We start from the raw sequence: 23923 nt of genomic DNA on the forward strand, positions 1-23923 counted from the left end.
TCCTATGCGGACAAGGTAAACTCTTTTCCGGAAAATAGCGATTGGAATGAACGAACGGGTTCCGTTGAGTTATCCTGGAAAATATTTTCAGAATAGTATTGTACTAATCGGTACAATATACTACCTTTGATTCATCAACGAAAAAGAAATGGCTGGCAGACCTAAAATATATGACGAATCGGAGGCGCTGGATCAGGCGGTGAAGGTGTTTTGGGAACGGGGGTATTCGAATGCTTCGGCGGATGAATTACTGAAAGCAATGGGTATCGGGAAAGGCAGTTTTTACCTGGCGTTTAAAGGGGGGAAGCAGGAGCTTTTTGAAAAAACAATGAAGCGTGTAGTCGACCAGAATTTCAGGGAATTCAGAAATGCAGTGGCGACTTGCGATAATCCGGTGCAGCTCGTGCGTGACTTTTTTATGTCACTGGCGGGTGCAGAGTCACCGATCGGTAATAAAGGCTGCTATTTCGGAAATGCATTGGTGCAGATCAGCGGGCAGGATTCAGGATTAAAGATCATGGCGGCAGAGAACCTGCAATTGCTGGAAACCATTTTTGAGGAAGCGATGCAGCGGGGAAAACAAATGGGATTACTCCGGACGGCAATATCCCCTCAAATGCTCGCCGCTTACCTGATCAACTTGTGGAACGGGTTCAACCTGACCAGAAGAATGGAAGACAACCCGGAGAAGCTGCTGAACCTGATCCGGCTGAACCTGGAAATAATTGAGTAAATATTTTTTTAGCCTAATTTGTACCGAACAGTACAGTATTAATTTTAACCATAAACAAAAAAACGATGAAACGTAACGCAACAGCGGTTTGGCAGGGAGACATTAAATCAGGCGCCGGACATTTAACCACGCAGAGCACAACCTTGAACCAAACACAATATTCATTCAACAGCCGTTTTGCGGATGGAGTAGGTACAAATCCCGAAGAATTGCTGGCCGCCGCCCACGCAGGTTGTTTTACAATGAAACTGGATCTGGACCTCACACAGGCCGGTTATAAGGTAGATACGCTGGAAACGAAGTCGGTGATTACGCTGGATAACGGTAAGATCACCCTTTCAGAATTGACCTTACAGGCGAAGGTACCCGGCATTAGTGAAGAGGAATTTCAGCGGATCGCGAAGGGAGCAGAGGAAACCTGCCCGGTAAGTGGTGCATTCAGTTTTGAGATCACTCTTAATGCAACTCTGGTTACTGAATAAGGAAGATCTTACTAAAAAAGTGAGGCTGATTTAATAAAATCAGCCTCACTTTTTTTGCTATAAATCGTCTTTATCGACGGGTTTTTGCTGCTCATTCATCTGTTTCGCAGCAATGCTGTCCGGCGTCACAGCAGACATTGCCATTTGCAGTTTGTTTTTCAGCCCCGAGATGACCTTATCATCGCCTGCCATTAATGCCTTGTAACCGTCCAGAGCCACGTCAGCGGGATCAGCTTTGGCGCTTTCGTCTTGGATCGCTTTGCTGTCCTGCATGTCCGCTTTGTTGAAAAAGTCGGTATCAGTAACGCCCGGCAACAATGCGGTGACCGTCACTCCGGTATCTTTTAATTCTTCGCGTATCCCTTCCGAAAAGGAAAGCACAAACGCTTTGGTACCGTGATAAACGGCCTGCCAAGGTCCCGGCACCTTACTTGCAATGGACGCCAGGTTCAGGATTTTACCCGAATTTCTCGCAACCATATCCGTCAGGAAGCATTTGGTAAGGATAACCAGTGAGCCGATATTCAGGTCGATGATCTGCAATTCACGGTCGATGTCGGTCTGGTCAAACTTTCCGTAAACTCCCTGGCCGGCATTATTGACCAGCACATCAATCTCAATATCACGCTGCTTGATTTCCGCATACAGTGAAAATGCCTGCTCGCGGTCGAAAAGGTCTTTTGGAATGATAACAATGTCAATACCCGGCTTTTGCAGTAGGCTCGCAGTTTCGTGCAGTTCCGTCAAATCCCTTGCAGTAATGACCAGATTGTATCCGTCTTTCACAAACAACTTCGCCAGTTCTAATCCAATGCCGCTTGTAGCGCCGGTGATAAGTGCGTATTTTCCTGTATTTTCCATAATTCTAAGGATAGTTTGTTGATCTGAAATGTGTGTTCGATCTAAAACCGTGCCAAAATCCGGCTGGCATATTTCTTTTCAGATCCGGCCAACTTCACAATAATAAATTTGAAAAATGGACGAGAAAAACTACACAGGCGCCGTGCCCGAAAATACAGACGGCAGCGTCGTCAACGCAGCGAGTAAAAAGGATCTGTCAACCATCGAAGAAGCGCGTAACCTTTATCAGGTTGCCAGAGAAAGGTTGCTGGACGTAAATAACTGGGACAAATCAGGTAGCGCCGGGGAGTTTGCATTGATGGACCGCGCCGGAAATCCGTTGCAGCAGAATGCGGAAGAAGGGTTACTGATCCGTATTGATATACCCGGCCCGGGCACGAAAGCGGCCGACGGTTTCGACTGGGTAAGGATCGAAAAGGTTAAGAATTTCGAGTCCGAGGACGTGCAAAGTCTGGCGATTCGCGTGCGTCCTGTGGCTGCGCCTACATCAGATGAAGAAGCACCTGCTCATTTCTATTCGGAGAAATCAACAAGTACATTTACGATAACAAGAGAATTTCAAACGGTTACCGCGGGCATTTACGACCGGAATCTGGAAGAAAATGTTGAGGCAGAAAATCTGATAGACAAGGTCAGGAACGCGGTGACAGGCTTTTTTGGGAAAGAAATATTCTCAAAAATACAGTGGCAGTCATTTGCCGAAGGCCTAATCCGATAGAAAATGGCATTTGGTGAAGGGGTTTTTGTATAAAAAAGGCAAGGGTAGGATGGGGTAGTGTCTTTGGAAATATGCTTTGTATATTAAGCTGTTTTGCAAGACCGCACATCGGTCAAAGCTATTCCATTCAACCACCATTTACCTTTTCTTATGAAAAATTTTGACGCATCTGAAAGCGCTGATTCACGACGTTCCTGGTTTAAGAAAACGGCTGTGCTGGGCTCTGCTCTATTAACTGGCTCACTTGCGGAAGCAGCCCCCGAAGCCAAACCGGCGGCCACAAGACGCTTGCCGATCGCCGTTTCAACCTATTCGTACTGGCCGCTTTCCGGCCCTAAGTACCCGATCAAAAATGTGATCGAAGATGCGGCCCGCCTCGGTTTCGACGGAGTGGAAATCCTGCACAGATCCATGGAAGAAGATACGGTGGCCTACCAGAACAAACTGAAGCGCATCGCCTTCGATAACGGCATGGCGCTCCCGCTGCTTTCTATCCACCAGAATTTCCTGCAACCCGACGTCGCCAAGCGGAAAGCGGATATCGAGCATACCTATAAATGCATTGATATGGCGTCGCAAATGGGCATTCCCTGCGTGCGGATGAATACGGGTTCCTGGGGTACGGTTAAAAATAAGCGGCAAACCGACTATTATACGCACGGCGTAGAACCGCCGATTGAAGGATATACAGACGAAGATGGTATCAAATGGACGATTGACGGAATGGGGGAATGTTTGCAATATGCTGAAAAGCAAGGTATTGTGCTCGCGCTGGAAAATCACTGGGGACTTTCTTCCAATATTGAATATCTGCTGAGAATGTACAATGCGCTAAAAAGCTCACCTTCCATGGGTCTGAACGTAGATACCGGCAATTTTGTAGGTGAACCTTACGCCGGGCTGGAAAAACTGGCCCCCTACGCCACGATCGTGCAGGCAAAAACGTATTTCGGCGGAGGTACATTTTATGATAAAGCAATGGATTACGACCGGATCGGGAAGATATTCCAGAAAGCGAATTATAAAGGTTTTGTTTCACTTGAAATGGAGGGCAAAGAAGACCCGAAAACGTCGGTCCCGAAAAGTCTCGAAATGCTGAGAAAAGCATTCACATTCACAGTTTGATATAAACTGTTCAGCGGCTGTCTCACGAATCTGAGGCAGCCGTTTTTTGTTGTATCGGTTACTATATTGCGCAGCAAATGAATCGTAAACCTTTCACTACGCTATGCTTGAAGCTCTCGTTGTTATCACGTTACTCGGTTATATCCTTTACCTGCGCAACTACGCCGATCTTCGCTCCAAATCAAAAAAAGAGCAGGCTGATATTCCGCAAAGCCGCCGGTCGCCCTTTTTCGACAAAAAACTGATCGCCGGTCTCGTGATGGTGGTTTTTACAAGTGTTCTGGTTGTGGCTGTGGTAAAACGGGCCGAAAGTGTGCATCTGCCTTATCTCGTCGCAGTTTGTGCGGCTATTGCAATTGGATTTGCGGAACCCAAAAAGGGTTGGTTTCTGGCATTGGTGCAGTCTGTGCTGGTAATAAGCGGCTACTTTTTGTTTACCAAACTACCTGAAACAACCAGTGCCACAGAGCTAGAAAATTTCAGTCTCTACGGATCGATTATCCTCACATTTGTAGCCAGTTTTTTGGGAGGATTTATGAAAAGGGCGCTCAGTATGAACTAGCAATTAGTCAATGCAAAACGACGATTTCAAAACCATTATCAATTATTTTCAGAAACGCATTCCGCTTATGCCGGAAGAGCAGGAATACGTGTGTTCGCTAATCAAAATCCGCCATTTATTACCACGACAATACCTGGTGCAGCTGGATAAAGTGTCCATTGAAATGCTCTACCGGCAGGTTCCGGTTTTCGAACGGTTCTGGCGGATTATGAATGAAAGCGCCTGTCTGGCCCAGGACGAGCGGATATTGAATGCGATTATGATGAGCGGAGCAGCGCGTTATGAGGCACTTTTAAGTAAATATCCCGGAAGGTAAATGACCTATCTTATCGCTGGGCCGGAAGTGCCGAAACTGCCCGTGAGATATTTAGGGAGGTAGCCAAAATCAACCCAGACTATATTCACATTGCCGCGGAAGGCGGAAAATGGGCGAGGGAATGCCAGTATCCCGACGGAAGCTCGTCCAACTCCATTGCCAGAGCGTTAACCGGCGTTCCTGTGATTGCAAATGGCGGCATGCACGATCAGGACCTCGCGCAAAAGTTGCTGTCAACCGGCCACGCCGATCTGATCTCAATCGGGCGCGCAGCTATCGCAAACCCGGATTTTCCAAACAAGATATTATACGGAAGGGAGACGCAAAGGTTTGTTCCTGAAATGATCAAGCCCGAACTGACTTTGACGAATACGATGGAATATTTTAACAAAAGTTTATTTTTCTCTACTTAACAAATAGATTTATAGCTGGCAGGCTTAATTTGCAGCCTTCAATTCTGAAAGATCGTTTAATATGAGAAAGGCTTTGATGATGAAGTATCTGGGTCTGTTTTTCCTGTCGGCGCTGTTGATCGCCCAAGGCCACGCCCAAACTGCCAAACCTAATATCATCATCATCATGGCTGATGATCTGGATAGCAGGCAGTTAAGTTGTTATGGTGGTAAAAATCTCAAAACGACACACATCGATGCCCTGGCGAAGGAAGGCTTGAAGTTCACGAACCTGATCGCATCGGAAGCGATGTGTGTACCCACGCGGGCGTCTCTTTTTACAGGGTTGTACCCGGTGAAACATGGTTCTTTTCAAAATCACAAGCCCGTTTATGATCACCTGAAAAGCGTTGGGCATTACCTGGGAGACTTGGGTTACAGGGTGGGATTAACCGGCAAAGACCACGTTACCAAGCCGAAAAGCGTATTTCCTTTCGATATCATAACCGGCTTCGAGCCGAATTGCGTCGCCCGGACGGACGAGTATCAATTGAGTGATATAAAAAAATACATTACCACTTCTGACAAACCGTATTGCCTTTTCATAATGAGCATTAACCCGCACACGCCCTGGACGGATGGGGATACTACGGAATTTAATGCAGCAAATTTGATCTTGCCAAAGGATTGGGTAGATACGCCGGTGACGCGCAGGCAGTATGTAAAGTACCTCGCAGAAATCAGGCGGCTCGACGATCAGGTGGGCGATATCAGGGGGCTGCTCAAAGAAACGGGTCAGGATCAGAATACGATCGTGATCTTTTTAGGAGAACAGGGCGCGCAAATTCCGGGGGCAAAATGGAATTTATACGATTCCGGCCAGCGAAGCTCGATGATCGTGAAGTGGCCCGGCAAGGTTAAGGCAGCTACTGTAACGGCGGCGATAGCTCAATATGAGGACATTACGCCGACGCTCGTTGATATTGCCGGCGGGAAAGTGATTTCAGAGCTGGATGGAAAAAGCTTTCTGCCTGTCGTTTTGGGAAAAAGTAGAGGTGACCGCAAATACGCATTTGGCATTCATAACAACATTCCCGAAGGCGATCCTTACCCGATCCGCAGCATTCGCGATAACCGCTATAAGCTGATTCTGAACCTGACAGCGGAAAAACCTTATTATAACAAGTTTATGATGAACCGCGAGCGTCAGGACCGAAATACCGTTTGGTTTTCGTGGGTTGCCGAAGCAGAGACGAACCCAGCTGCAAAAAAGCTGACAGACCGTTTCGAAAATCGTCCGCCCATTGAATTTTTTGATACAGAAAAAGATCCGTTTGAACTCAATAACCTCGCCGCTGATCCGACCTACCAGAAAAAGATCGCCGAGCTCAAAAACGAGCTGCAAAAATGGATGAAAGAGCAGGGAGACGCGGGCGCGGAGATTGACAAGGTTTATGCTAAAAAGCCTTGAATTGACTTACTACACCTTTTTTTGCTGTTCCAAATCCGCAATAGCCTTTTTAATTCGCTTATTTCTGGTCTCGTCGGTTTTAGCCTGTTCGATCGGGATTACGAAGCGTTTTTTGTTGCTGTTGGAAAGTGTTTGAAAAAATGCTTTTGCTGCCTGGTTTGCTTCCAATAACTGCTCGAAATCGGCTGGTAATGCAACCTCGCGAGGCTCAGTGTCAAGCTGCAAAGTCACTTCGATCGTTTCTCCGGCCTGCACTTTGGCTTTTTCGCGAACGTCGGCACTGACGGGCAGCATAAACACACCGTCCATCACCGCAATCGTGCTCGGATAAGTATAATCGTTAATCATTACCTTCACCGGCGGTTTCTTGCCAACGCCAAGTTTCTCGACAATTTCATCAGGTACCTGCACTCCGGTTGCTGTTTTCTTGGCCAGCAAAAGGGTTGTTTTAAATGTCAGTTTTTCGGCGCTCATGATTTTCTTGTTTTTACAAATATCGTTGGGCTCAAAGTTTTGTAACGGTGCTGTTTACGACATTATGAAGGTGTATTTGCGACGTTTTCTCGCGAGGTTGGCAGACAAAACGCGCTACCTATTATTTCGTATCAAACACCATCAAATACTTCCCTTTCTGTTTCAACTGCTTGCTGGCCAGTACAATGCGCGTGACCGGCCGGCTGTCCCATTTGGTTTTGAAACTTTCATATTCCATTCCGTCCGTCGATGGTTTCTCTGTTGAAACAGTCCATGCTTTTGGGTCGTAAGAAAGTGTCAGGTTCGTGTCTGCCGCGCCTTTTAGTTTGACTTTGCCCGGCTCGGAAGTATCCACGTCGCAGACAGTCATAAATATCTGCTGCACAGATTCTGGCTGGGTTTTGAGGTTGTAATCGTCTGAAACCTCCACCTGATTTTTAACCCTGTTGAGCCGCACCAGCCGGTTCCAGGAAGTAATGCCAGCCTCGGGCGGATACGCGGCCGCAATGTCCATTTGCAGACTTGCTTCCTTCGCATTCACAGTACTTTTGACCGATTTTGCTTCAAATTTCCGCCCCGCTTTTTGACCTATCCCATTCACAATCGGCAGATTATGGTATTCTGATTGCGTAAACCACAGCTCGTAACGTTTGTTCGAAAATGTCCGTGCAGTATAATTTCCCCGGCCCGCATCCACGATCATCGGTTGACCTTTCACATAAATAATAAAATCGCCCACATCGTTATGATTGTGACTTTCGGCATTGTGTCCGCCGTGGGTCGCCAGAAAAAGTCCGTTACCTGCGCGGGCCGTGAGCACCTGAATATCGCTGATCCACGCATCATGAACTGGTTTTAAAGTAACCTTTTCAGTGCTCATTTTATTGATTGTCAGCAAATTTTCGATTTTTCTCGGGCGATGGAATCCTTCTGGTGAAGTAGATACACCAGGAAAGTCCTGAAATGCCCACTGTCCCATTTCGACCAGCTTTTCGTCTTTTACAGCTTTTCCGAGCCGGTACAGCAGCAGCCCATCGGGCCGAAGTTTGGGGTCGGCGTCGGCGAAATTCACAAAGTAGTGACCGTCAATATGCGTTTTGTAAACGTAGGAGGCCATTTTCTTGATGATATCCTCCTGGTAAATATCGATTTTCGCATTCGTAGCACCAGCAAGCAGTTCAAGACAATCGTACACACTCGCACCAGCCGCAAACCAGTAGCTCGGACCTTCGTCGCAGCCGCCGTCTACACCGAGGCTATTAATATACCGATCCAAACCGACCATGGAACCGCGGAGCATTTCGGCCCGCCGTTTTTCGTCTTTTTCAAGCAACAGGGTAGCCGCGATCCAGTTGGACATAATCCATGGATTCCAGTTGTTCACCTCCTTCGTTTTGCTCATCCACGCGAATTCGTCGCCGTAGGTCAGCATTGGAATGAATATCCTTTTATTCGTTTCAAAATAAATACGTTTTCTGATGAGCGGGTTGATCTTGTCCAGCTTCCCGCCCGTAAAATGGTCTGCGTATCCCAAAACCGCCGCTGTTTCTGCTGCAAATAGGTCGACGATCGGCTTCTCCGGATCCGGCAAACCGGCTTTCCCGATATGCGCCGGCACGCCCCAAAAACTCTCTTCACAAATTGACCAGACCCCATTCATGATCGCCTCGGTAAACCTGCCTTTGTTCTCCATACTCTCTGCGAGGATCAGTTTCATCAGCACATTTCTTTTATCAAAAGAAATAGCAGAATGCCGCAGTCGGTCGCCGGAGCGCACAAAATCGAGGGAGATACTGGCAGAAACGGGTTCGAATTTATATTCAAGAAGCTTCTCTGCTTCGTTGATGATGCGCGTTAGTACCGAATCCGGAACCGCCGCTTTCCAGGCAGCCGGGTCGGTCGGGTAGGGTTTCCACTGGTCACGCGGCACGAGCATTTGCTGCACAAATTCAACTGAATAAGCCTTTTCCAGGATGTTGCGTGGGGTAACCTGCGCTGTGGCGCTCCATGCGCCCAGCAAGAGGAGGAACAGAATTTTCTTCATATTAAGAGTTTTAGGTTGGCGTCTGCACAAAGGCTTTCGGCAGACGCCCCTATAAGTCTTTTTCAGCGCCCGTTCTACTCCCGGTTTGCGCCGCCGGCCGCCTAGTGCGCGTGACCTTCTTCCTCCGAGTTTTTGAGTTTTGAAAGCAATGCGTAGGCTCCATCAATCACGATCGCGGCCTTTTGCATGTCTCGATTTTCGGGTGCTGTGATCTGTGTAAAGCCGTTTTCCGAAATACCTTTTGTTACTTCCGTCATCTCAAAATGCGTCTTGTTACCCTCTTTTTCTTTTTGGATAAAAACATAAGACTTACCTTCAAAATCGACGATTGCCTGATCGGGCAATGCGGGTAGCGGCCTGGCGCCAGTTTCAATCGTTGCTTTTACAAAATTTTGAGGTAAAAGGCCGGGATCATCTTTTTCAAGGTGACAATGCACGCGCACAGTGCGGTCTTCATTTATTTTCTGGTTGATCAGATACACCTTGGCCAGATGCTCTTTTTGCGGATTGTTGCTGACCGTAAACCGCACTAGCTGGCCTAGTTTCAGTCTGGGAATATCCTGCTCAAAAACAGACAGTTCCACGTGCAAATGGTCGGTATCGACGATCTCGAACATCACGTCGGTCGGGTTTACATACTTCCCTATATTCACGTTCACCGTCGTCACCGAGCCGCTGATCGGCGCGTAAATGGCCGCATGATTGGTGATCTTACCTTTTTCAAGCGCAGTCAGATCGATACCGGCTGTTTTCAATCGTTCGCGCAGACCAGCCAGTCTGGATTTCTGAATTTTTACTTCGGAAGCCGCCTGTTGCAGGATTTTTTGCGCATTGATATTCTCTTTACTTAACTCCGTCTGCCTCGCCAGATCCAGCTGTGCGTATTCCAGCTTGCTTTCCGTTTCAAGATAATCCTGTTGAATCTGAATAAAATCAGGATTTTCAATCGTCGCGATCAATTGTCCTTTTTTGACATTCATACCCTGCAAAAGATCCGTTTTACGAACAAAACCACCCAGCGGAGCCGAGATACTGACCAGGTTCTGGGGTGGAATATCGATCACACCATTTGCACTGATCACATCGCTGAGACTGCGCATACTGACCGCGCCTGTCCGGATTTTAGCGCTTTCGTATTGCGCCTGCGTCAGTTCTACCACATTGGTTTCTTCTTCATGGTGCTCGTGTTCAGCACTTTCGGGTTCTTTTTCTTCTTTTTTGGTACAAAAAGTTAGTGTTGCCAGCAGGCAGAAAAGCATTAATATATTTTTCATAAAAAAGTCATTTAGCGGATTCATTGTTTGTCGAGCAGGAACTCAATTTCGATCACGGACTGGTTCAGTGAGTTTATCAATTCCAGGTAGCTGGCCCTGATCTCAAATGCGCGCGAAAATGCCTGGGCATATTCCACATAACCGATTTCGCCGGCCTCGTAAGCTTTCGTCGCGCTGTTCTGGATTACAGCGGCAAGCGTCAGCGATTGCTGCTCATAGCGTTCCATGTTCTGTTGGTCAGTTGAATAGGAGTTAAATGCCTGCGCCAGCCTGCTTTCAAGCTGCAACCGGGCCACTTCCGCCTGGTTCCGTGCCAATTGTTCACTCAATGCGCCCGCCTTTATCTTCGCTTTGGAAGCTCTATTAAAAACCGGGATCGCAATACCGGCCTGAACACCCTGAAAGCGCCTTCCCGCTCCATAAAAAACGTCCCCGCCGCCTGTATTCTGAAAACCGATCAGCGATTGATTGAAATAGCCCAGTGAAAAATCGGGCAGCAAATTGGCGCGCTGTAATGCAGTTGATTTGTTCTCAATAATGATCTGCTGTCGCAAAAGACGCAGGTAAGGCGAGTTGCCCAGCGCCGCGGTGTCGGGAGAAGTGATCGTCAGGCTGCGTTTCGTCAGCGTATCGTCTGTTGCTTCAATGGGCTGGGCGCTATTAAGTAATTGTTGCAATTCCCTTTGCAGGTTTCGCAGTTCAGCCTCGTTTTGCATAACACGCATTTGGATTTCACCCTCGCTGCTTTTAGCCACCGCCTGTTCTAGCTGATTAGCCTCGCCGCTCTTGAACCGGAGCGCCGCTGCCTGGGCAAAACGCTCAGCGCGCCGACTTTCCTGAACAAGCAATTGTTGATTACTTTTTGTGAATAACTGCTGGTAATACACACTTTTAATGCGCCGGATCAGCTCTGCTTTCGTAATTTCCTGCCGCACCTGCGCCCCGTCTACCTGCGCCGAAAGCAGCTCCCGTCGCCTTTTTGCCACGCCCGGCGCGGGTAGCGACTGGGAAAGGGCGAAGTGATTATCGAACTTCCTGCTATTGTACTGCCCGCCCATCCACGATACCTCCGTTTTAGCAATTTCGGTCGCAGTACTTTGCAAAGCTTTTTGATATTCAATTAAATAAGTACCCGAGCGGATCTCCGGATTTTGGGAAGTACCCAGCTGAATAGCGTCGGCGAGTGAAAGTATTTTGGTATTTGTAACCTTATCCTGAGCACTAGCCTGGGTAAATGATGCGCCCGTGATGATCAGTGCTAAAATCAATGCATTACCAGTCCATTTTTTACTGAATCGCGTTTCGATCAACCAATATAAAACGGGTAAAACCAGCAATGTCAGCAACGTTGCCGAAACCAGCCCGCCGATCACGACAGTAGCAAGCGGCCGCTGCACTTCCGCGCCGGAACTGCCCGATAATGCCATTGGTAAAAACCCAAGTGAAGCCACCAGCGCCGTCATCAAAACCGGCCGCAGCCGCGTTTCGGTACCTTGGAAAATGATCGTTTTTAGGTCGGTAACCCCCTGTTTTCGAATAAAATTAAACTCCGCGATCAGTACGATTCCATTCAGAACCGCGACACCGAACAATGCGATAAAACCAATCCCAGCTGAAATACTGAAAGGCATTCCGCGCAGCCAGAGCGCAAAAACGCCGCCAATTGCTGAAAGGGGAATCGCCGACAGGATCAGGAAACTTTGCCGTAATGAATGGAAACTAAAATACAATAGCGCGAAAATTAGCAAAAGCGCGATTGGTACTGCGATCGCCAGCCGCGTATTCGCCTCTTTCAGATTCTCAAATTGTCCGCCGTAAGTAATGTAATAGCCCGCAGGCAGTTTAACCTGTTCGTCAATTTTGGATTGCAGCTCGGTTACCAAACTTTCCACATCGCGGCCGCGCACATTGAATGCAACTATAATCCGCCGCTTCGCATCCTCGCGCTGGATCTGGTTTGCGCCGGTTACCATTGCGATTTCGGCGATCTGTCCGAGGGGCACATGCTGCCCGTGGTTGGTTGTCACAAAAAGTCCCCGCACATTATCCAGCGTTTGCCTGCTCGCCTGATCGAGGCGCACCACCAGGTCAAACCGCTTCTCTCCCTCGTAAACCAAACCCGCGCTGCTGCCTGCAAATGCAGTATTAATGGTCCGGTTCGCGTCTTCAATGTCAATACCGAAAGTCGCCATTTTACTTCGATCGAAGTTAACCACAATCTGCGGCAGGCCGCTCACTGCCTCCACATACAGATCTTCTGCGCCTTCAACGGTACCAGCCAGTTTGCCAATCTTCTTAGCCTGCTCGGCAAGTATATTCAGATCTTCCCCGAAAATCTTAATAGCAACATCCTGTTTGACACCGGATATCAGCTCATTAAAACGCATTTGAATAGGTTGCTGAAAACCGAACGTGACGCCTGCGATCGATTGGGAAAGGTATTCCTGCATTTTCTCCGCCAGCTCCACGCGACCTTTCGCCTGCGTCCATTCCGATTTTTCCTTTAAAATTACCATCACATCTGCCGCTTCCACGGGCATCGGATCAGTAGGGATTTCGGAAGAGCCGATTTTTCCTACTACTTCAATTACTTCATCGGGAAATTGCTTTTTGAGCAGCCCGGCTGCTTTTTGGGTTGCTTCAACGGTTTCGGATAAAGAGCTGCCCGTCAACACGCGCATTTCAATAGCAAAATCGCCTTCGTCCAGCTGCGGGATAAATTCTCCTCCCATATTTAAAAATATGATCAGTCCGGCTGCAAAAAGCAAGATTGCACTAGCTACTACCACCAGTTTTTGACGCAATGCAAATGCAAGCGCGGGCAGGTACAGTCTGTGAAAAAAGGCGATGATCTTGTCGGAAATATTCGGCTTGTGCTCATTGAGTTTGCTCAAAAACAGCGCCGACGCCATTGGTACATAAGTAATGGATAAAATGAATGCACCGAGAATCGCAAAACCGACAGTCTGCGCCATCGGGCGGAACATTTTCCCTTCAATACCGACCAATGCAAGAATGGGGAGGTAAACGATCAGAATAATAATTTCACCAAAAGCGGCCGAATTGCGGATTTTGGAAGCTGATTCGTAAACCTCCGTGTCCATTTCCTGCTGTGAAAGCCGGTGGGTAAATTTCCTGCCCGCTATGTGATGCAAAGTTGCTTCCACGATAATTACTGCCCCGTCGACGATCAGCCCGAAATCAATCGCGCCGAGGCTCATCAGGTTGCCCGAAACGCCGAAGATATGCATCATCGTGACTGCAAAAAGCATCGATAGCGGGATTACAGAAGCTACGACCAGGCCCGCACGCAAATTTCCCAGCAACAAAATCAATACAAAAATAACAATCAGCGCGCCTTCGATCAGGTTGCGGGAAACGGTCGTAATTGCTTTGTCGACCAGTTTGGTCCGGTCCAGAAAAGGCTCGATCACCACACCTTCTGGCAGCGTTTTGCTGATCTGCGCGACCCGCTCCTTCACGTGGCCGATCACTTTGGAAGCATTGGCTCCTTTCAGCATCAATACAAGTCCGCCCACCACCTCGCCTTCATCATTACGCGTCATTGCGCCATATCTCACAGCGGACCCAAACTGCACTTTGGCAATATCTCTGATCAGTACCGGGAGTCCGTTTGCAGTTTCTTTCACCCGAATACTTTCAATATCCTTTATACTTCCTATTAAACCTTCGCTCCGGATCGAATAGGCATTCGGTTTTTTGTCAATGTAAGCGCCGCCGGTGTTCTGGTTGTTTTTTTCCAATGCAGAAAAAACCTCAGACATCGAAATCTGCGCACTTCTCAACTTAAATGGATCTATCGCAATCTCATATTGTTTCAAAAAGCCGCCAAAACTGCTCACATCGGCCACACCTTCTGTTCCAAGCAATTGCCTGCGCACGATCCAGTCCTGAATACTGCGCAGTTCCATCGGCGGATATTTGTTCTCAAATCCCTTTTTAGTATGCAGCACATATTGGTAAATCTCGCCCAACCCCGTAGTCACAGGCGCCAGTTCGGGAGTGCCTATTCCCGCAGGAATATGCTGTGTCACACCTTGCAGCCGCTCCGAAACCTGCTGACGCGCCCAGTAAACGTCGATTTGATCCTGAAAAACAATGGTAACAACCGACAATCCGAACCTGGAAATCGACCGGATTTCTTCGGTATAGGGAATTGTCGCCATCGCCGTCTCGACAGGGAAAGTGACCAGCCGCTCCACTTCCTGGGCCGCAAGCGACGGGCTGGTTGTAATGATCTGCACTTGGTTATTGGTAATATCCGGCACCGCATCAATCGGTAGTTGCGTAAAGGAATAAACTCCCCCGGCGATCAATGCGAGCGTAAACAAACCGATTATCAGCTTGTTATGTATTGAAAAATAAATGATTTTATCTAACATCTGCGTGTAGATTGCGTGTAAAATATGTTACAGCCGGCGAGAATTCCGGCAGTCAACAAACCCAAAAAAAGAGGATACACTATGCCCTGGGCGGTTGCCAGATCGCACTCAGATTTTCGCCTATACCCGGTGCCAGGTACGCGTAAGATCTGTCGTTAAAAAAAGGAGAAGAAGCAGCTTCGGGCAGCGAGGCCGGTACCTGCTGTAATGTAATGCCCGCACAGCAAGCGCAAATGCAGAATGGGGAACACAAATCAACAACTTCCTGGCCGTCGTCGTGCGTATTGCTGCTGACCGTTACAGACTGATTTTCATGAAGCGCCGCAATAGCCTCGTCCTGGCAGGGAATGCAGGAAAGCAGAACCGTGTAAAGTGCTAATATGTAATGCGCTAGCTTCATGTGGCGCAAATATAGTGTGAGAACTCATGCAACAGGGAGTCAAAACCTCTGCGAACTTGGATTAATGCGGCTGTCAGCTGATTATTTGCACCGCGTCGCCAACCCGTATTTGGCCGGTGTTGTGCGAAATGAGGTTTTGGCCGAAAAAGATATGTCTGTCTTGCCGGCGGTATTTGGAAAGTGTCCGGAGCGGCTCCAATCCTTTTCTCCCCGTTTCCTGGTCAATCGTAACAACAACGCAGCGTTCGCAGGGCGAGATCAGATCAAATCCGATGCCCGAAATTTGAATAGATTTCCATTGATCTTCTTCAAAGGTAGCGGCTCCGGCTATTACAAAATTAGGCCGGAAGCGGTTCATTGAAACAGGTTCCGGGAGGCGGCTATTCAGGTCGTCGAGTGAAGTTTCGGAAGTTAACAAAAAGGGAAAATCATCCGCGAAACTGACCAGTGTGCGGGCGTTTCCTGCAATTTCGGGCGATTTTCTTTCTGCATTTCCGGCTAGCTCTACAATGCGGACCTGCTTTTGGAGCTGGCCGCTCAACCAGGAATCGGCGGCTTTTGAAACCGTCCGCGCCGATACCATATCTTTCCAAATCCTGACCGTAAGTTCCGCTGACGAGTCTGGCGAAAAAGGCACGGTTACCGCATTCGTCTCATAAATCCGGTGCGACAGAACCAGATTATCTTCTCCGATCGCAACATCGATGAGCGCCATTTCCGGGTATGTTCTTTGCGTAATAAATTTGCCGTTTTCGTCCACGATCAGCCAGCGGCGATCATATTGCAACCCCCGTTCTTGTACCTGTGCCGATTCCAGCCTGACGCCACCTAGTGACTTGACAGGGTAGACCCAAATTTCAGATAAAACCGGCCGCTCTTCTATCATGAAACGTCCTCTTCAATTTTTTCAATAATAAACTGTGAAGCCTGCTCGCAAAAATCAAGCCCCGAATAATCCGGATTGTAGCCGCCAATGTAAGGAACCGCCATGATAAAAACGCGCTCGTTTGCAACACCATATTCATTCACGATCTGAAAACAATCGTTGATCGCCACGCCGGGTACTTTCAGAAAATATTTGCCGTGTGCATTGGTTGACACATTTTCGTTTCCTTCGTCCATCAACTTTTTACCTTCTTCACCAGACTTAAAGCGCAGGTAAGCCGGACTGACAGATTTTTTCATCATCAAACCTTTGAAAGGAAAGTCTTCAAAAGAAAAGTGGCGCTGGCCGGACGCGTCGATGTAGGTTTGGTAAGAGATATTGTGCTTTTTGCCCTCGTCGTTGGTGTATCGGTAAATAATGCCACCTTCCTTTTTCGGGTCGACCGTACTATCGTTTCCAACGGCCACAACTTCCAGTCTGCCTGCGTCGTGCAATGCAAAAAGTTCGTCGCAAGAGCTCTGCGGCACGAATGCGATCACAGTGGCGATCAGCGGCATCAGTAGTTTTGAAAGCCGCAGCATATCCTCTGCGGAAAGGTATTTGGCCGGGTAATTAATGGAAAAGCTCAGCTCTGCTATTATTTCTTTCCAGTAAACCGACTTGCGCTGTTCGATCGACTTTTGGGCTTCCACATATTCTTCTTTGAAAAGCTGAAAAGGCGGCTTGCCCTCGCGCATATCCATAACAGTCTGCACGAATTCTTCGATTTCCATATCCTTGATCCGGCGGTATAGTTTCGGGTCCCTGGTCTTGAATGCTTCTTTGAAGTTCTTTTCAAAAACATAATCCAGCGAAAGGAAACCGCCATTTTGCTTCATATTTTCGGCCACTTCCTTATCACTCATCAGCGACGCGCTTGTAATCCGCGGTTCGTCCAGGTGAAAACGGATCGCCGGAAGCAAACCGCTTCTTGAATGCAAAACGATCCTGAATTTGGGGCTGTCTTCATTTGGTATAAACTGCAACTTATCATCATCATTCCACTCAAAACGCCCATTCTGACGCGCAAGTGTCCGAATCGCATCGATGGCTGTGAGTGACGAACCCTTGATCGCCACGGGGTGATTGACCGCCAGCCGCAATTTGGAAGGCGGGTAGGGGGAGGCAAAATAGCCGGGCACTTCGCCTTCATATTTGTCGGGCCACTTGTGTCCGGTGCAAATAATCACTTTATCAAATTCCTCCACTTTTCCGCTCGCCACCGTTACCTGCACCAATCCGCTTTCGGGCTGATCCATTAAGTCGGTCACATCCGAATTGTAATGAACGCGAGTCACGATCCCGTTTTTCTCGCCCTCTTCTCTCAGCAATGCGAATTGCGCCGCCAGGTATTCGCCGAAAAGCAGTCTCGGAAAAACCTTGTACTGGGTATATTTATCGGGATCGATATTGAATTCTTTCCGCTTGTTTTCCGACAGTGTTTTGATCCATTGAATAATGGAGCTGGCCATTTTCGGGATCTCGTTGTGCGACACATTTGTGATGTGCTCGGTGTTTGCGCCCGCTTTACTATAAGGCATCCCGGCACCGAGCATATTGCCCTTTTCAAATATCTCAATGTCAAATTTAGCAGAGGAGCGGACAAGCCGCTTGTACACGAAAAGAGCACTTGGCCCACCTCCGATAATTGCAATGCGCCTTCGCGCGGGAATACTGCCCATAAATATGTTTACGTCACTGATAGTTGGATAGTGTGATAAATATAAAAACCACGCCAGACAGTTGTTGACCCCAAAACAAAAATTATACTTTTATTAGACTATCAATTTGGTAGATTAAATAGTTTTAATACATTTGCCTCCGGATAGAACGCAGGAATATTCACTTCAAGCGCAAATCTAATCTACAAAATCTATATAGTTTATCGAAAACAGTATTACTACCACCAGTTTATAATTTATGATGAAGCAATTCCTTACCTCGGTTTTCTCGGTCGTCGCTACGATGGTCGTCGCCACGATCTTCCCCTCCTTGTTACTGGCGCAGGACAACCCCGTTGTTAACTCTACATTTTCAGGAAAAGTACTTGATGGAAGCTCGGGCGAGCCGCTGGTTGGTGCTACTGTTTCTATCAAAGGAACTACCAACGGATCTACGACCGATGCTGCCGGTAACTTTTCATTGATTACCGGTCAGAGGCTGCCTTTTACACTGATTGTTACCTATGTCGGGTATATTAAAAAAGAAGTGAATGTGACCGCGACCAATGTGGAAATCACGCTGGACGCGAATACAAACCAGCTGGAAGATGTAATCATTTCTTCCCGCCGCCGCCAGGAATCGGCACAGGAAGTACCTATTCCGATTTCCATTATCCGTGGGTCAGCAGCCGAAGATGCGGGCGCGTTTAACGTGAACCGTCTGAAAGAACTCGTCCCGACCGTGCAGCTTTATGTATCCAATGCACGGAATACAACGCTGAATATTCGTGGTTTGGGATCGACTTATGGTTTGACAAACGATGGTATTGACCCGGGTGTTGGGTTTTATGTAGATGGTGTTTACTACGCCCGCCCTGCTGCCACTGCTTTGGATTTTATTGATATAGAAAGAATTGAAGTGCTGCGCGGACCGCAGGGAACATTGTTTGGAAAAAACACCACAGCCGGTGCATTCAACATTACTACCCGCGGCGCTAGCTTTGATCCGGGTGGCAGCTTTGAGCTGAGCTACGGTAATTTCGGATATGTGCAGGCAAAGGGATCATTTACCGGCCCGATCAGCAAGAAACTGGCTGCGCGCATTTCCTTCACAGGAACACAGCGGAACGGTTTGTTCTATAATGAACATACGCAGCTGCCAATCAACGATATTAACAACATTGGTGTACGCGGCCAATTCCTTTATACGCCGAACAGCAAAGTGAATATTACGGTGATCGGCGACGTTTCTGACCAGAAACCAAATGGCTACGGCTGGCCGGTGGCGGGCGTGGTACCCACCAAGCGCGCGGCCTACCGCCAGTTCGATGCGATTATCGCCGACTTGAATTATAAGTTGCCTTATGCAAGCGCATTTGAAAGAAAACTGGACCTGGATACGCCTTCCAAAGCAGATAACAGGCTGGGTGGTGTTTCGGTGAATGCAGATTTCAAGATCGGAAACGGAACGCTGACTTCTACTTCTGCGTGGCGCTACTGGAAATGGGTACCATTGAATGACCGTGATTACATTGGTCTGCCGGTATTTACGATTTCTTCGGGTAACTCGGTGCACGATCAGTGGTCCCAGGAGCTTCGTTACTCCGGAAAAATTTCTTCTAAACTGAGCGGGGTAATTGGTGTTTTCGGACTTTGGCAGGACCTGAAATCTGATCCGGTTCAAACAGAGGAAGCAGGCTCGGCACAATGGCGTTTTGCCCAGAGCTCTACCAGCGAGCTGTGGAAAACACCAGGATTGTTTGATAACTTCGGTATCCGTACTTCCAACCGCATTAAGAGCACTTCGCTCGCCGTTTTTGGTCAGGCCGACTGGTCGATCACCGACAAACTGCATGTATTGCCGGGTGTGCGTTACAACTACGACAAAAAGGTAGTGGATTATAAAAGAGAGGTTTACGGAGGTTTGCAGACCGACGACGCTGCCTTGCTGGCACTTAAAAGAGGCGTTTATTCAGACCAGGCATTTAATACAAACTACGATCAGGGTAACTTCTCAGGACAACTTTCTGTACAGTATCGCGCTTCAAGCCGGTTCAATGCATACGCAACTTACTCGATTGGTTATAAGCCTATTGGCGTAAACGTAGGCGGCTTGCCGACAGCAAATGGTGCAGTTTTGCTAGACCTCGCGAATGTGAAGCCCGAATATGTGGACCACAAGGAATTTGGTATCAAAACCAAACCAAGTGCCAACTCGATCCTGAACCTTACCTTCTACCGTTCCGATATCAGGGATTTCCAGACGCAGGTTCAGACCCCCGATCCGGGCGTAAACCGCGGCTACCTGGCCAATGCAGAAAAAGTGCGCGTGCAGGGTGCTGAGCTGGATGGAAATATTCGTTTCACACACTTCAACTTCAATGCGGCCGTGGCTTACACGGACGGTGAATATGTGAGTTTTAAAAATGCGCCGGTGCCCCTGGAAGAAGTAGGCGGCCCGCAGGCTTTCAAGGATATTTCGGGCGGTGTGCTGCCGGGTATTTCTAAATGGTCTGGTTCTGTGGGTGGCGAGGCGAATACAAAAGGTACGTTTCTGGGTTTAAAAGGAAATTACTTCCTGGGAATCGACGCATTTTACCGCTCGAAATTCTCATCCAGCCCGTCGCCTTCGCAGTACCTGAATATAGAAGGTTACTCGCTGACAAACGGACGCGCCGGTTTCAGAGCTTCAAACGGACTTTCATTCTTCGTTTGGGCAAGAAATATATTCAACAAAGACTACTACGAATTGCTGCTCGCTGCGCCGGGAAGCTACGGACAATATGCAGGTATCGTGGGAGATCAGCGCACGTACGGAGTGACAATGCGATATTCTTTCTGATGGTGGATTATGGGTTCAGAAAGGCTGCTGACTACTGGTCGGCAGCCTTTTTTTGGTTCAATGCGGATCACCTGATGGTTTGCTGACGCAAAATTCTTTCCCAAGAAAATCCTGCACAAATTTCCGCGGGGTAGTAGAGAGGTAATGTTTGAAGTCCTTGATCAAATGGCTCTGATCGTGGTAGCCGAATTCGGTGACGACCGCAAGCCAATCCACGGAATGCTCCTGTTTCTGGATAAAGTCGATAACCTGTTTGAAACGGACAAAGCGCGTGAGTTCTTTTGTGGTAAAACCGAGGTACTTCTGAAAACGCATTTGGATAGTCCGAGTGGAAAGGTCGGTCTCGACGGCAATCGCTTTCGAAGGCTGATTAAATGCATTTTCAAGATCCTGTATTCCTTCCAGCAGCGGCTGGCTGCCTGCATCTGCCTCTTTTATAAAAGCTTGCCCATATTCGATCAGCAAATTTGCCCGGCCTTGTTGTGCCGGCAGCGTTTTCAGCATTTCCCACAACTCTTTAAACCCCGAAATACCCAGCAGTGTGTCAGGATCGTGTACCGTTTCGTTTTGCATCCTGTCCACTGGAACCTGGAAAAGCCGGTAAAATCCATTTGGGTTGAATGCGACCACGATCATATCCGTGCCCGGTAGTACTTCATAGTTCAGCATTTTGCGCAGCGGACCGATCACGCCAACTTTTTCTATTGTTTTTTCTCCCAAATCCTGATCCCCAAACGATATACGGACTGGTAACCCGAAATTGAAAGCCAGCATTATTTCCAGGCTCGGCGACAAATGCTGCGTGATCGTTTCAAAATTCCCGGCTGTTTTGATACAATAAAAATGCTTGATCACCTCGCCGAGCGCGCCCGTTACTTCAATATGTTCTCCGATCTCTGGCATAGGTCTCTGGCGGCGGGCGTTTCGTTTTCTTACAATTTTCAGCCCGTGGCCGACTCTAATTTTGGTAAAAAATAAATCAAACCAAAACACTTACTAAAATGGAAAACGCACAATCATCCCGCATATTGATCACTGGAGCCACTGGAAATGTTGGTTCGGAAGTTGTTAAATATCTATCCGGGAAAGGAATACCGTTCCGCGCGATGGTACGCTCGCTGGATAAAGCCGCAAAACTACCAGGTGCGGAATATGTTACCGGCGATTTCAACGACCCGAACTCACTGGAAAAGGCGCTTACCGGGATCGACAAAGCATTCCTGCTGACCAATTCGTCGGAGCTTGCGGAGGAGCAGCAGCTGCGATTCGTCGATGCTGCCGTGGAATCGGGCGTGAAGCATATTGTAAAACTGTCGCAATGGGCCGCAAATGTGAATTCGCCCGTCCGGTTTTTAAGATACCACGCGGTGGTGGAGCAGGCGATCGAAAATTCGGGAATTGCATTTACCTTTCTGCGTCCTAACTTGTTTATGCAGGGATTGTTGGGTTTTAAAGATTCAATTATCGCGCAGGGACAGTTTTTCGGTGCGATCGGAGAGGCGAAAGTGAGCCTGATCGATAGCAGGGATATTGCCGCCGCCGCAGGAGAAGCATTGATTCAGTCGGGTCACGACAATAAAATTTATAACCTGACCGGCCCGGAAGCTTTGTCCCACGCGCAGCTCGCAGAAAAATTCTCAACCGCACTTGGCCGCCCGGTCCGGTTTGTAGACGTACCGCCAGCTGCATTGCGCGATATGCTTTTATATGTTGGTTTCCCTGAATGGCAGGCCGACGGGCTGATCGAGGATTATGCGCATTACGCGCTCGGCGAAGCGGCTGACGTTGCGCAGGGTTTTTATGAAGCTACCGGTTTGCAACCACGAAGCTTCGATGATTTCGGCCGGGATTATGCGGGATTTTTTAGTGGTAAATAGAATTTTGCATTTCTAAAAGTTACCGTCAAATGTCTTACCCGTTTTCAGGTCGGTCAAAGTAACACGCTCAATCGTACCTATTCCCGCGAACATCAATCCGAGACCATACACGCGGTTGAGCGCGTGGCGGTAGCTGGCCTCGTGCACCAGCTCGCCGTTAATGTACAGCTGGGCGTGCTTCTCTTTCACGCTCAGCCGGATCGTACCGCCCTCGCGGAGGTCGGCGCCGAGGAATTCGAGCCCATCGTTTCGCCCGCTTTTTTTGACTTCTGAGAATTGCAGTTTGCTCCAATGTACGCAGCCCGGCTTCATAATGTCGATCATATGCAGCGTCGACTCGCCAAAAACGGTCAGTTTCACCTGCGAGCAACGCACGCCGGCCCGGTCGTGGGAAGTCCGTACCCTTGCGACGAGATCAAAATTATCGCCGTCAATATCGGTCAGGTGGGTATTGATAAAATCAATAAAAAAAGTGCGGTTGGTATCTACGCCAGCACGCGCTACTTCTTCGGCGGTCACACTGTGTTTTCCGCCGGAAAGCAGGTTTGGGATTTCGATCGGATACACGCGGCTGGAATCGTACATCATGCGTGCTGTGGCAGTCCAGCCTGTCGATTTCAGGTAAATGGTCGCTGAATCGAGGACTTGCTGATCTTTTTTAAGCACAGCCAGGAACCGGCCCGGTACTTCATAATAGTGCGATACAACGCTGTCGGTTTCGGTGAGTTTCATATTGCGTCCGTCCCCGAATTCAATGTGGTAGTTTTCCGCGGCACCTGTTGTTCGGATTCCTTTTAATGCAAAAAAAGCAGAATGCGGGTTTCCTCCCTCGGGGTTTCTGCAAATCATTTCAGCAGTCACATCACCTTCGCCATTCACCGCTGCATAGTATTCCGCCACGCCGATCAGGGCGATCAGAATGATCAGTCCGGCCAGGATCTTCCAGGCGTACCTCCTCGAAACGGGCAATTTTCCGGATACTACCTGTCCGCCTCCCGGAGCTGCGACAGGTTCGGTTAAAGAACTGTCAGCCTCGTGAACAACCGGCTGCTGTAACGACGGCAAAGGCTTTGCAGTCGCGAAGCTATCCCAGTCGGGATACCCGATATAGTTGGCCAGCGCGTCCCTCGTGGCCTTTTGAGGGTAGTAACGCGCGTCGGTTTTTATTTTTCCAAATATGCGTTTCAGCGTGTTCGGACTGATCTGAACGCGCGTTTTCTTATACAGTATGTGGCTCAGCCGGATAAAGTCGCTGTTCGTCCATTCGGCAATATCAGGTTTGCCATAAATCTCACCGATCAGCTGACATCCGTAGTCCAGGTGGTCGATCTGCGTAGCCTGACCTTTTCCATTTTCCATTATA

20 protein-coding genes are annotated in these 23923 nt (G+C 48.4%); 10 read left to right on the forward strand and 10 right to left on the reverse strand.

What is annotated here, in order from left to right; translation table 11 throughout:
- Positions 1 to 148 precede the first annotated feature (148 nt).
- Positions 149 to 733, forward strand: coding sequence for a TetR/AcrR family transcriptional regulator (locus tag LZG94_RS05280; protein ID WP_233790885.1), 585 nt, complete (start codon positions 149 to 151; stop codon positions 731 to 733).
- Between the two features lie 65 nt (positions 734 to 798).
- A complete protein-coding gene (locus tag LZG94_RS05285; RefSeq protein WP_233790886.1) occupies positions 799 to 1215 on the forward strand; it encodes an OsmC family peroxiredoxin in 417 nt (138 codons plus the stop codon).
- 57 nt (positions 1216 to 1272) lie between these two features.
- Here LZG94_RS05285 and LZG94_RS05290 read toward each other — a convergent pair whose 3' ends face one another.
- Positions 1273 to 2076: an SDR family oxidoreductase gene (locus LZG94_RS05290; protein WP_233790887.1), complete on the reverse strand. Its 804-nt coding sequence runs from the start codon at positions 2074 to 2076 to the stop codon at positions 1273 to 1275.
- A gap of 115 nt (positions 2077 to 2191) precedes the next feature.
- On the opposite strand from LZG94_RS05290, the gene LZG94_RS05295 reads away from it, so the two are divergent.
- The 6 genes from LZG94_RS05295 (at position 2192) to LZG94_RS05320 (ending at position 6660) form a co-directional block, all read left to right on the forward strand.
- Entirely contained in the window at positions 2192 to 2794 is a 603-nt protein-coding gene (locus LZG94_RS05295) for a hypothetical protein (protein ID WP_233790888.1), read from the forward strand.
- A gap of 150 nt (positions 2795 to 2944) precedes the next feature.
- On the forward strand, positions 2945 to 3919 hold the full coding sequence (locus LZG94_RS05300) for a sugar phosphate isomerase/epimerase (RefSeq protein ID WP_233790889.1): 975 nt from the start codon (positions 2945 to 2947) through the stop codon (positions 3917 to 3919).
- A 103-nt stretch (positions 3920 to 4022) separates the two neighbouring features.
- Positions 4023 to 4481: a hypothetical protein gene (locus LZG94_RS05305; RefSeq protein WP_233790890.1), complete on the forward strand. Its 459-nt coding sequence runs from the start codon at positions 4023 to 4025 to the stop codon at positions 4479 to 4481.
- Between the two features lie 10 nt (positions 4482 to 4491).
- Complete coding sequence (locus LZG94_RS05310) at positions 4492 to 4797, forward strand: hypothetical protein (RefSeq protein ID WP_233790891.1); 306 nt, start codon at positions 4492 to 4494, stop codon at positions 4795 to 4797.
- Positions 4798 to 4865: 68 nt separating this feature from the next.
- Positions 4866 to 5210 carry a tRNA-dihydrouridine synthase gene (locus LZG94_RS05315; RefSeq protein ID WP_310589850.1) on the forward strand — a complete coding sequence of 115 codons (345 nt, stop codon included), beginning with the start codon at positions 4866 to 4868 and terminating at the stop codon, positions 5208 to 5210.
- 61 nt (positions 5211 to 5271) lie between these two features.
- Complete coding sequence (locus LZG94_RS05320) at positions 5272 to 6660, forward strand: sulfatase (RefSeq protein WP_233790892.1); 1389 nt, start codon at positions 5272 to 5274, stop codon at positions 6658 to 6660.
- 9 nt (positions 6661 to 6669) lie between these two features.
- Here LZG94_RS05320 and LZG94_RS05325 read toward each other — a convergent pair whose 3' ends face one another.
- The 7 genes from LZG94_RS05325 to LZG94_RS05355 all read right to left on the reverse strand — a co-directional run bounded on the left by LZG94_RS05325 (position 6670) and on the right by LZG94_RS05355 (position 17862).
- A complete protein-coding gene (locus tag LZG94_RS05325) occupies positions 6670 to 7134 on the reverse strand; it encodes a YdeI/OmpD-associated family protein (RefSeq protein WP_233790893.1) in 465 nt (154 codons plus the stop codon).
- A 121-nt stretch (positions 7135 to 7255) separates the two neighbouring features.
- Positions 7256 to 9178 carry a heparinase II/III family protein gene (locus LZG94_RS05330; RefSeq protein ID WP_233790894.1) on the reverse strand — a complete coding sequence of 641 codons (1923 nt, stop codon included), beginning with the start codon at positions 9176 to 9178 and terminating at the stop codon, positions 7256 to 7258.
- 101 nt (positions 9179 to 9279) lie between these two features.
- Positions 9280 to 10452: an efflux RND transporter periplasmic adaptor subunit gene (locus LZG94_RS05335; protein ID WP_233790895.1), complete on the reverse strand. Its 1173-nt coding sequence runs from the start codon at positions 10450 to 10452 to the stop codon at positions 9280 to 9282.
- Positions 10453 to 10472: 20 nt separating this feature from the next.
- Positions 10473 to 14855, reverse strand: coding sequence for a CusA/CzcA family heavy metal efflux RND transporter (locus tag LZG94_RS05340; protein ID WP_233790896.1), 4383 nt, complete (start codon positions 14853 to 14855; stop codon positions 10473 to 10475).
- Positions 14856 to 14934: 79 nt separating this feature from the next.
- Positions 14935 to 15255 (reverse strand): DUF6660 family protein, encoded by a 321-nt coding sequence (locus LZG94_RS05345; RefSeq protein WP_233790897.1) that lies wholly within the window; start codon positions 15253 to 15255, stop codon positions 14935 to 14937.
- A gap of 73 nt (positions 15256 to 15328) precedes the next feature.
- Positions 15329 to 16141, reverse strand: coding sequence for an MOSC domain-containing protein (locus tag LZG94_RS05350; RefSeq protein WP_233790898.1), 813 nt, complete (start codon positions 16139 to 16141; stop codon positions 15329 to 15331).
- Positions 16138 to 17862, reverse strand: coding sequence for an FAD/NAD(P)-binding protein (locus tag LZG94_RS05355; RefSeq protein ID WP_233790899.1), 1725 nt, complete (start codon positions 17860 to 17862; stop codon positions 16138 to 16140). Before LZG94_RS05355 ends, LZG94_RS05350 begins: the two co-directional genes overlap by 4 nt.
- A gap of 241 nt (positions 17863 to 18103) precedes the next feature.
- On the opposite strand from LZG94_RS05355, the gene LZG94_RS05360 reads away from it, so the two are divergent.
- Entirely contained in the window at positions 18104 to 20683 is a 2580-nt protein-coding gene (locus LZG94_RS05360; RefSeq protein ID WP_233791123.1) for a TonB-dependent receptor, read from the forward strand.
- A 57-nt stretch (positions 20684 to 20740) separates the two neighbouring features.
- Here the strand turns inward: LZG94_RS05360 and LZG94_RS05365 are convergent, their stop codons facing one another.
- A complete protein-coding gene (locus LZG94_RS05365) occupies positions 20741 to 21586 on the reverse strand; it encodes a helix-turn-helix domain-containing protein (protein ID WP_233790900.1) in 846 nt (281 codons plus the stop codon).
- Positions 21587 to 21684: 98 nt separating this feature from the next.
- Between LZG94_RS05365 and LZG94_RS05370 the strand changes: the two genes are divergently transcribed.
- The gene (locus tag LZG94_RS05370) at positions 21685 to 22560 is read left to right on the forward strand and encodes an SDR family oxidoreductase (RefSeq protein ID WP_233790901.1); all 876 of its coding nucleotides are present in this window, start codon (positions 21685 to 21687) and stop codon (positions 22558 to 22560) included.
- Positions 22561 to 22572: 12 nt separating this feature from the next.
- Here the strand turns inward: LZG94_RS05370 and LZG94_RS05375 are convergent, their stop codons facing one another.
- Positions 22573 to 23919, reverse strand: coding sequence for a hypothetical protein (locus LZG94_RS05375; protein ID WP_233790902.1), 1347 nt, complete (start codon positions 23917 to 23919; stop codon positions 22573 to 22575).
- Positions 23920 to 23923: the final 4 nt, after the last annotated feature.

It is taken from the genome of Dyadobacter sp. CY343 (genome assembly GCF_021390335.1).
Taxonomy (GTDB): domain Bacteria; phylum Bacteroidota; class Bacteroidia; order Cytophagales; family Spirosomataceae; genus Dyadobacter.

Bases quoted from the DNA above. Each gene is read 5' to 3' on its own strand.
- LZG94_RS05280 (WP_233790885.1), top strand. From the start codon at position 149: ATGGCTGGCAGACCTAAAATATATGACGAATCGGAGGCGCTGGATCAG.
- LZG94_RS05285 (WP_233790886.1), top strand. From the start codon at position 799: ATGAAACGTAACGCAACAGCGGTTTGGCAGGGAGACATTAAATCAGGC.
- LZG94_RS05290 (WP_233790887.1), bottom strand. From the start codon at position 2,076: ATGGAAAATACAGGAAAATACGCACTTATCACCGGCGCTACAAGCGGC.
- LZG94_RS05295 (WP_233790888.1), top strand. From the start codon at position 2,192: ATGGACGAGAAAAACTACACAGGCGCCGTGCCCGAAAATACAGACGGC.
- LZG94_RS05300 (WP_233790889.1), top strand. From the start codon at position 2,945: ATGAAAAATTTTGACGCATCTGAAAGCGCTGATTCACGACGTTCCTGG.
- LZG94_RS05305 (WP_233790890.1), top strand. From the start codon at position 4,023: ATGCTTGAAGCTCTCGTTGTTATCACGTTACTCGGTTATATCCTTTAC.
- LZG94_RS05310 (WP_233790891.1), top strand. From the start codon at position 4,492: ATGCAAAACGACGATTTCAAAACCATTATCAATTATTTTCAGAAACGC.
- LZG94_RS05320 (WP_233790892.1), top strand. From the start codon at position 5,272: ATGAGAAAGGCTTTGATGATGAAGTATCTGGGTCTGTTTTTCCTGTCG.
- LZG94_RS05325 (WP_233790893.1), bottom strand. From the start codon at position 7,134: ATGAGCGCCGAAAAACTGACATTTAAAACAACCCTTTTGCTGGCCAAG.
- LZG94_RS05330 (WP_233790894.1), bottom strand. From the start codon at position 9,178: ATGAAGAAAATTCTGTTCCTCCTCTTGCTGGGCGCATGGAGCGCCACA.
- LZG94_RS05335 (WP_233790895.1), bottom strand. From the start codon at position 10,452: ATGAAAAATATATTAATGCTTTTCTGCCTGCTGGCAACACTAACTTTT.
- LZG94_RS05340 (WP_233790896.1), bottom strand. From the start codon at position 14,855: ATGTTAGATAAAATCATTTATTTTTCAATACATAACAAGCTGATAATC.
- LZG94_RS05345 (WP_233790897.1), bottom strand. From the start codon at position 15,255: ATGAAGCTAGCGCATTACATATTAGCACTTTACACGGTTCTGCTTTCC.
- LZG94_RS05350 (WP_233790898.1), bottom strand. From the start codon at position 16,141: ATGATAGAAGAGCGGCCGGTTTTATCTGAAATTTGGGTCTACCCTGTC.
- LZG94_RS05355 (WP_233790899.1), bottom strand. From the start codon at position 17,862: ATGGGCAGTATTCCCGCGCGAAGGCGCATTGCAATTATCGGAGGTGGG.
- LZG94_RS05360 (WP_233791123.1), top strand. From the start codon at position 18,104: ATGAAGCAATTCCTTACCTCGGTTTTCTCGGTCGTCGCTACGATGGTC.
- LZG94_RS05365 (WP_233790900.1), bottom strand. From the start codon at position 21,586: ATGCCAGAGATCGGAGAACATATTGAAGTAACGGGCGCGCTCGGCGAG.
- LZG94_RS05370 (WP_233790901.1), top strand. From the start codon at position 21,685: ATGGAAAACGCACAATCATCCCGCATATTGATCACTGGAGCCACTGGA.
- LZG94_RS05375 (WP_233790902.1), bottom strand. From the start codon at position 23,919: ATGGAAAATGGAAAAGGTCAGGCTACGCAGATCGACCACCTGGACTAC.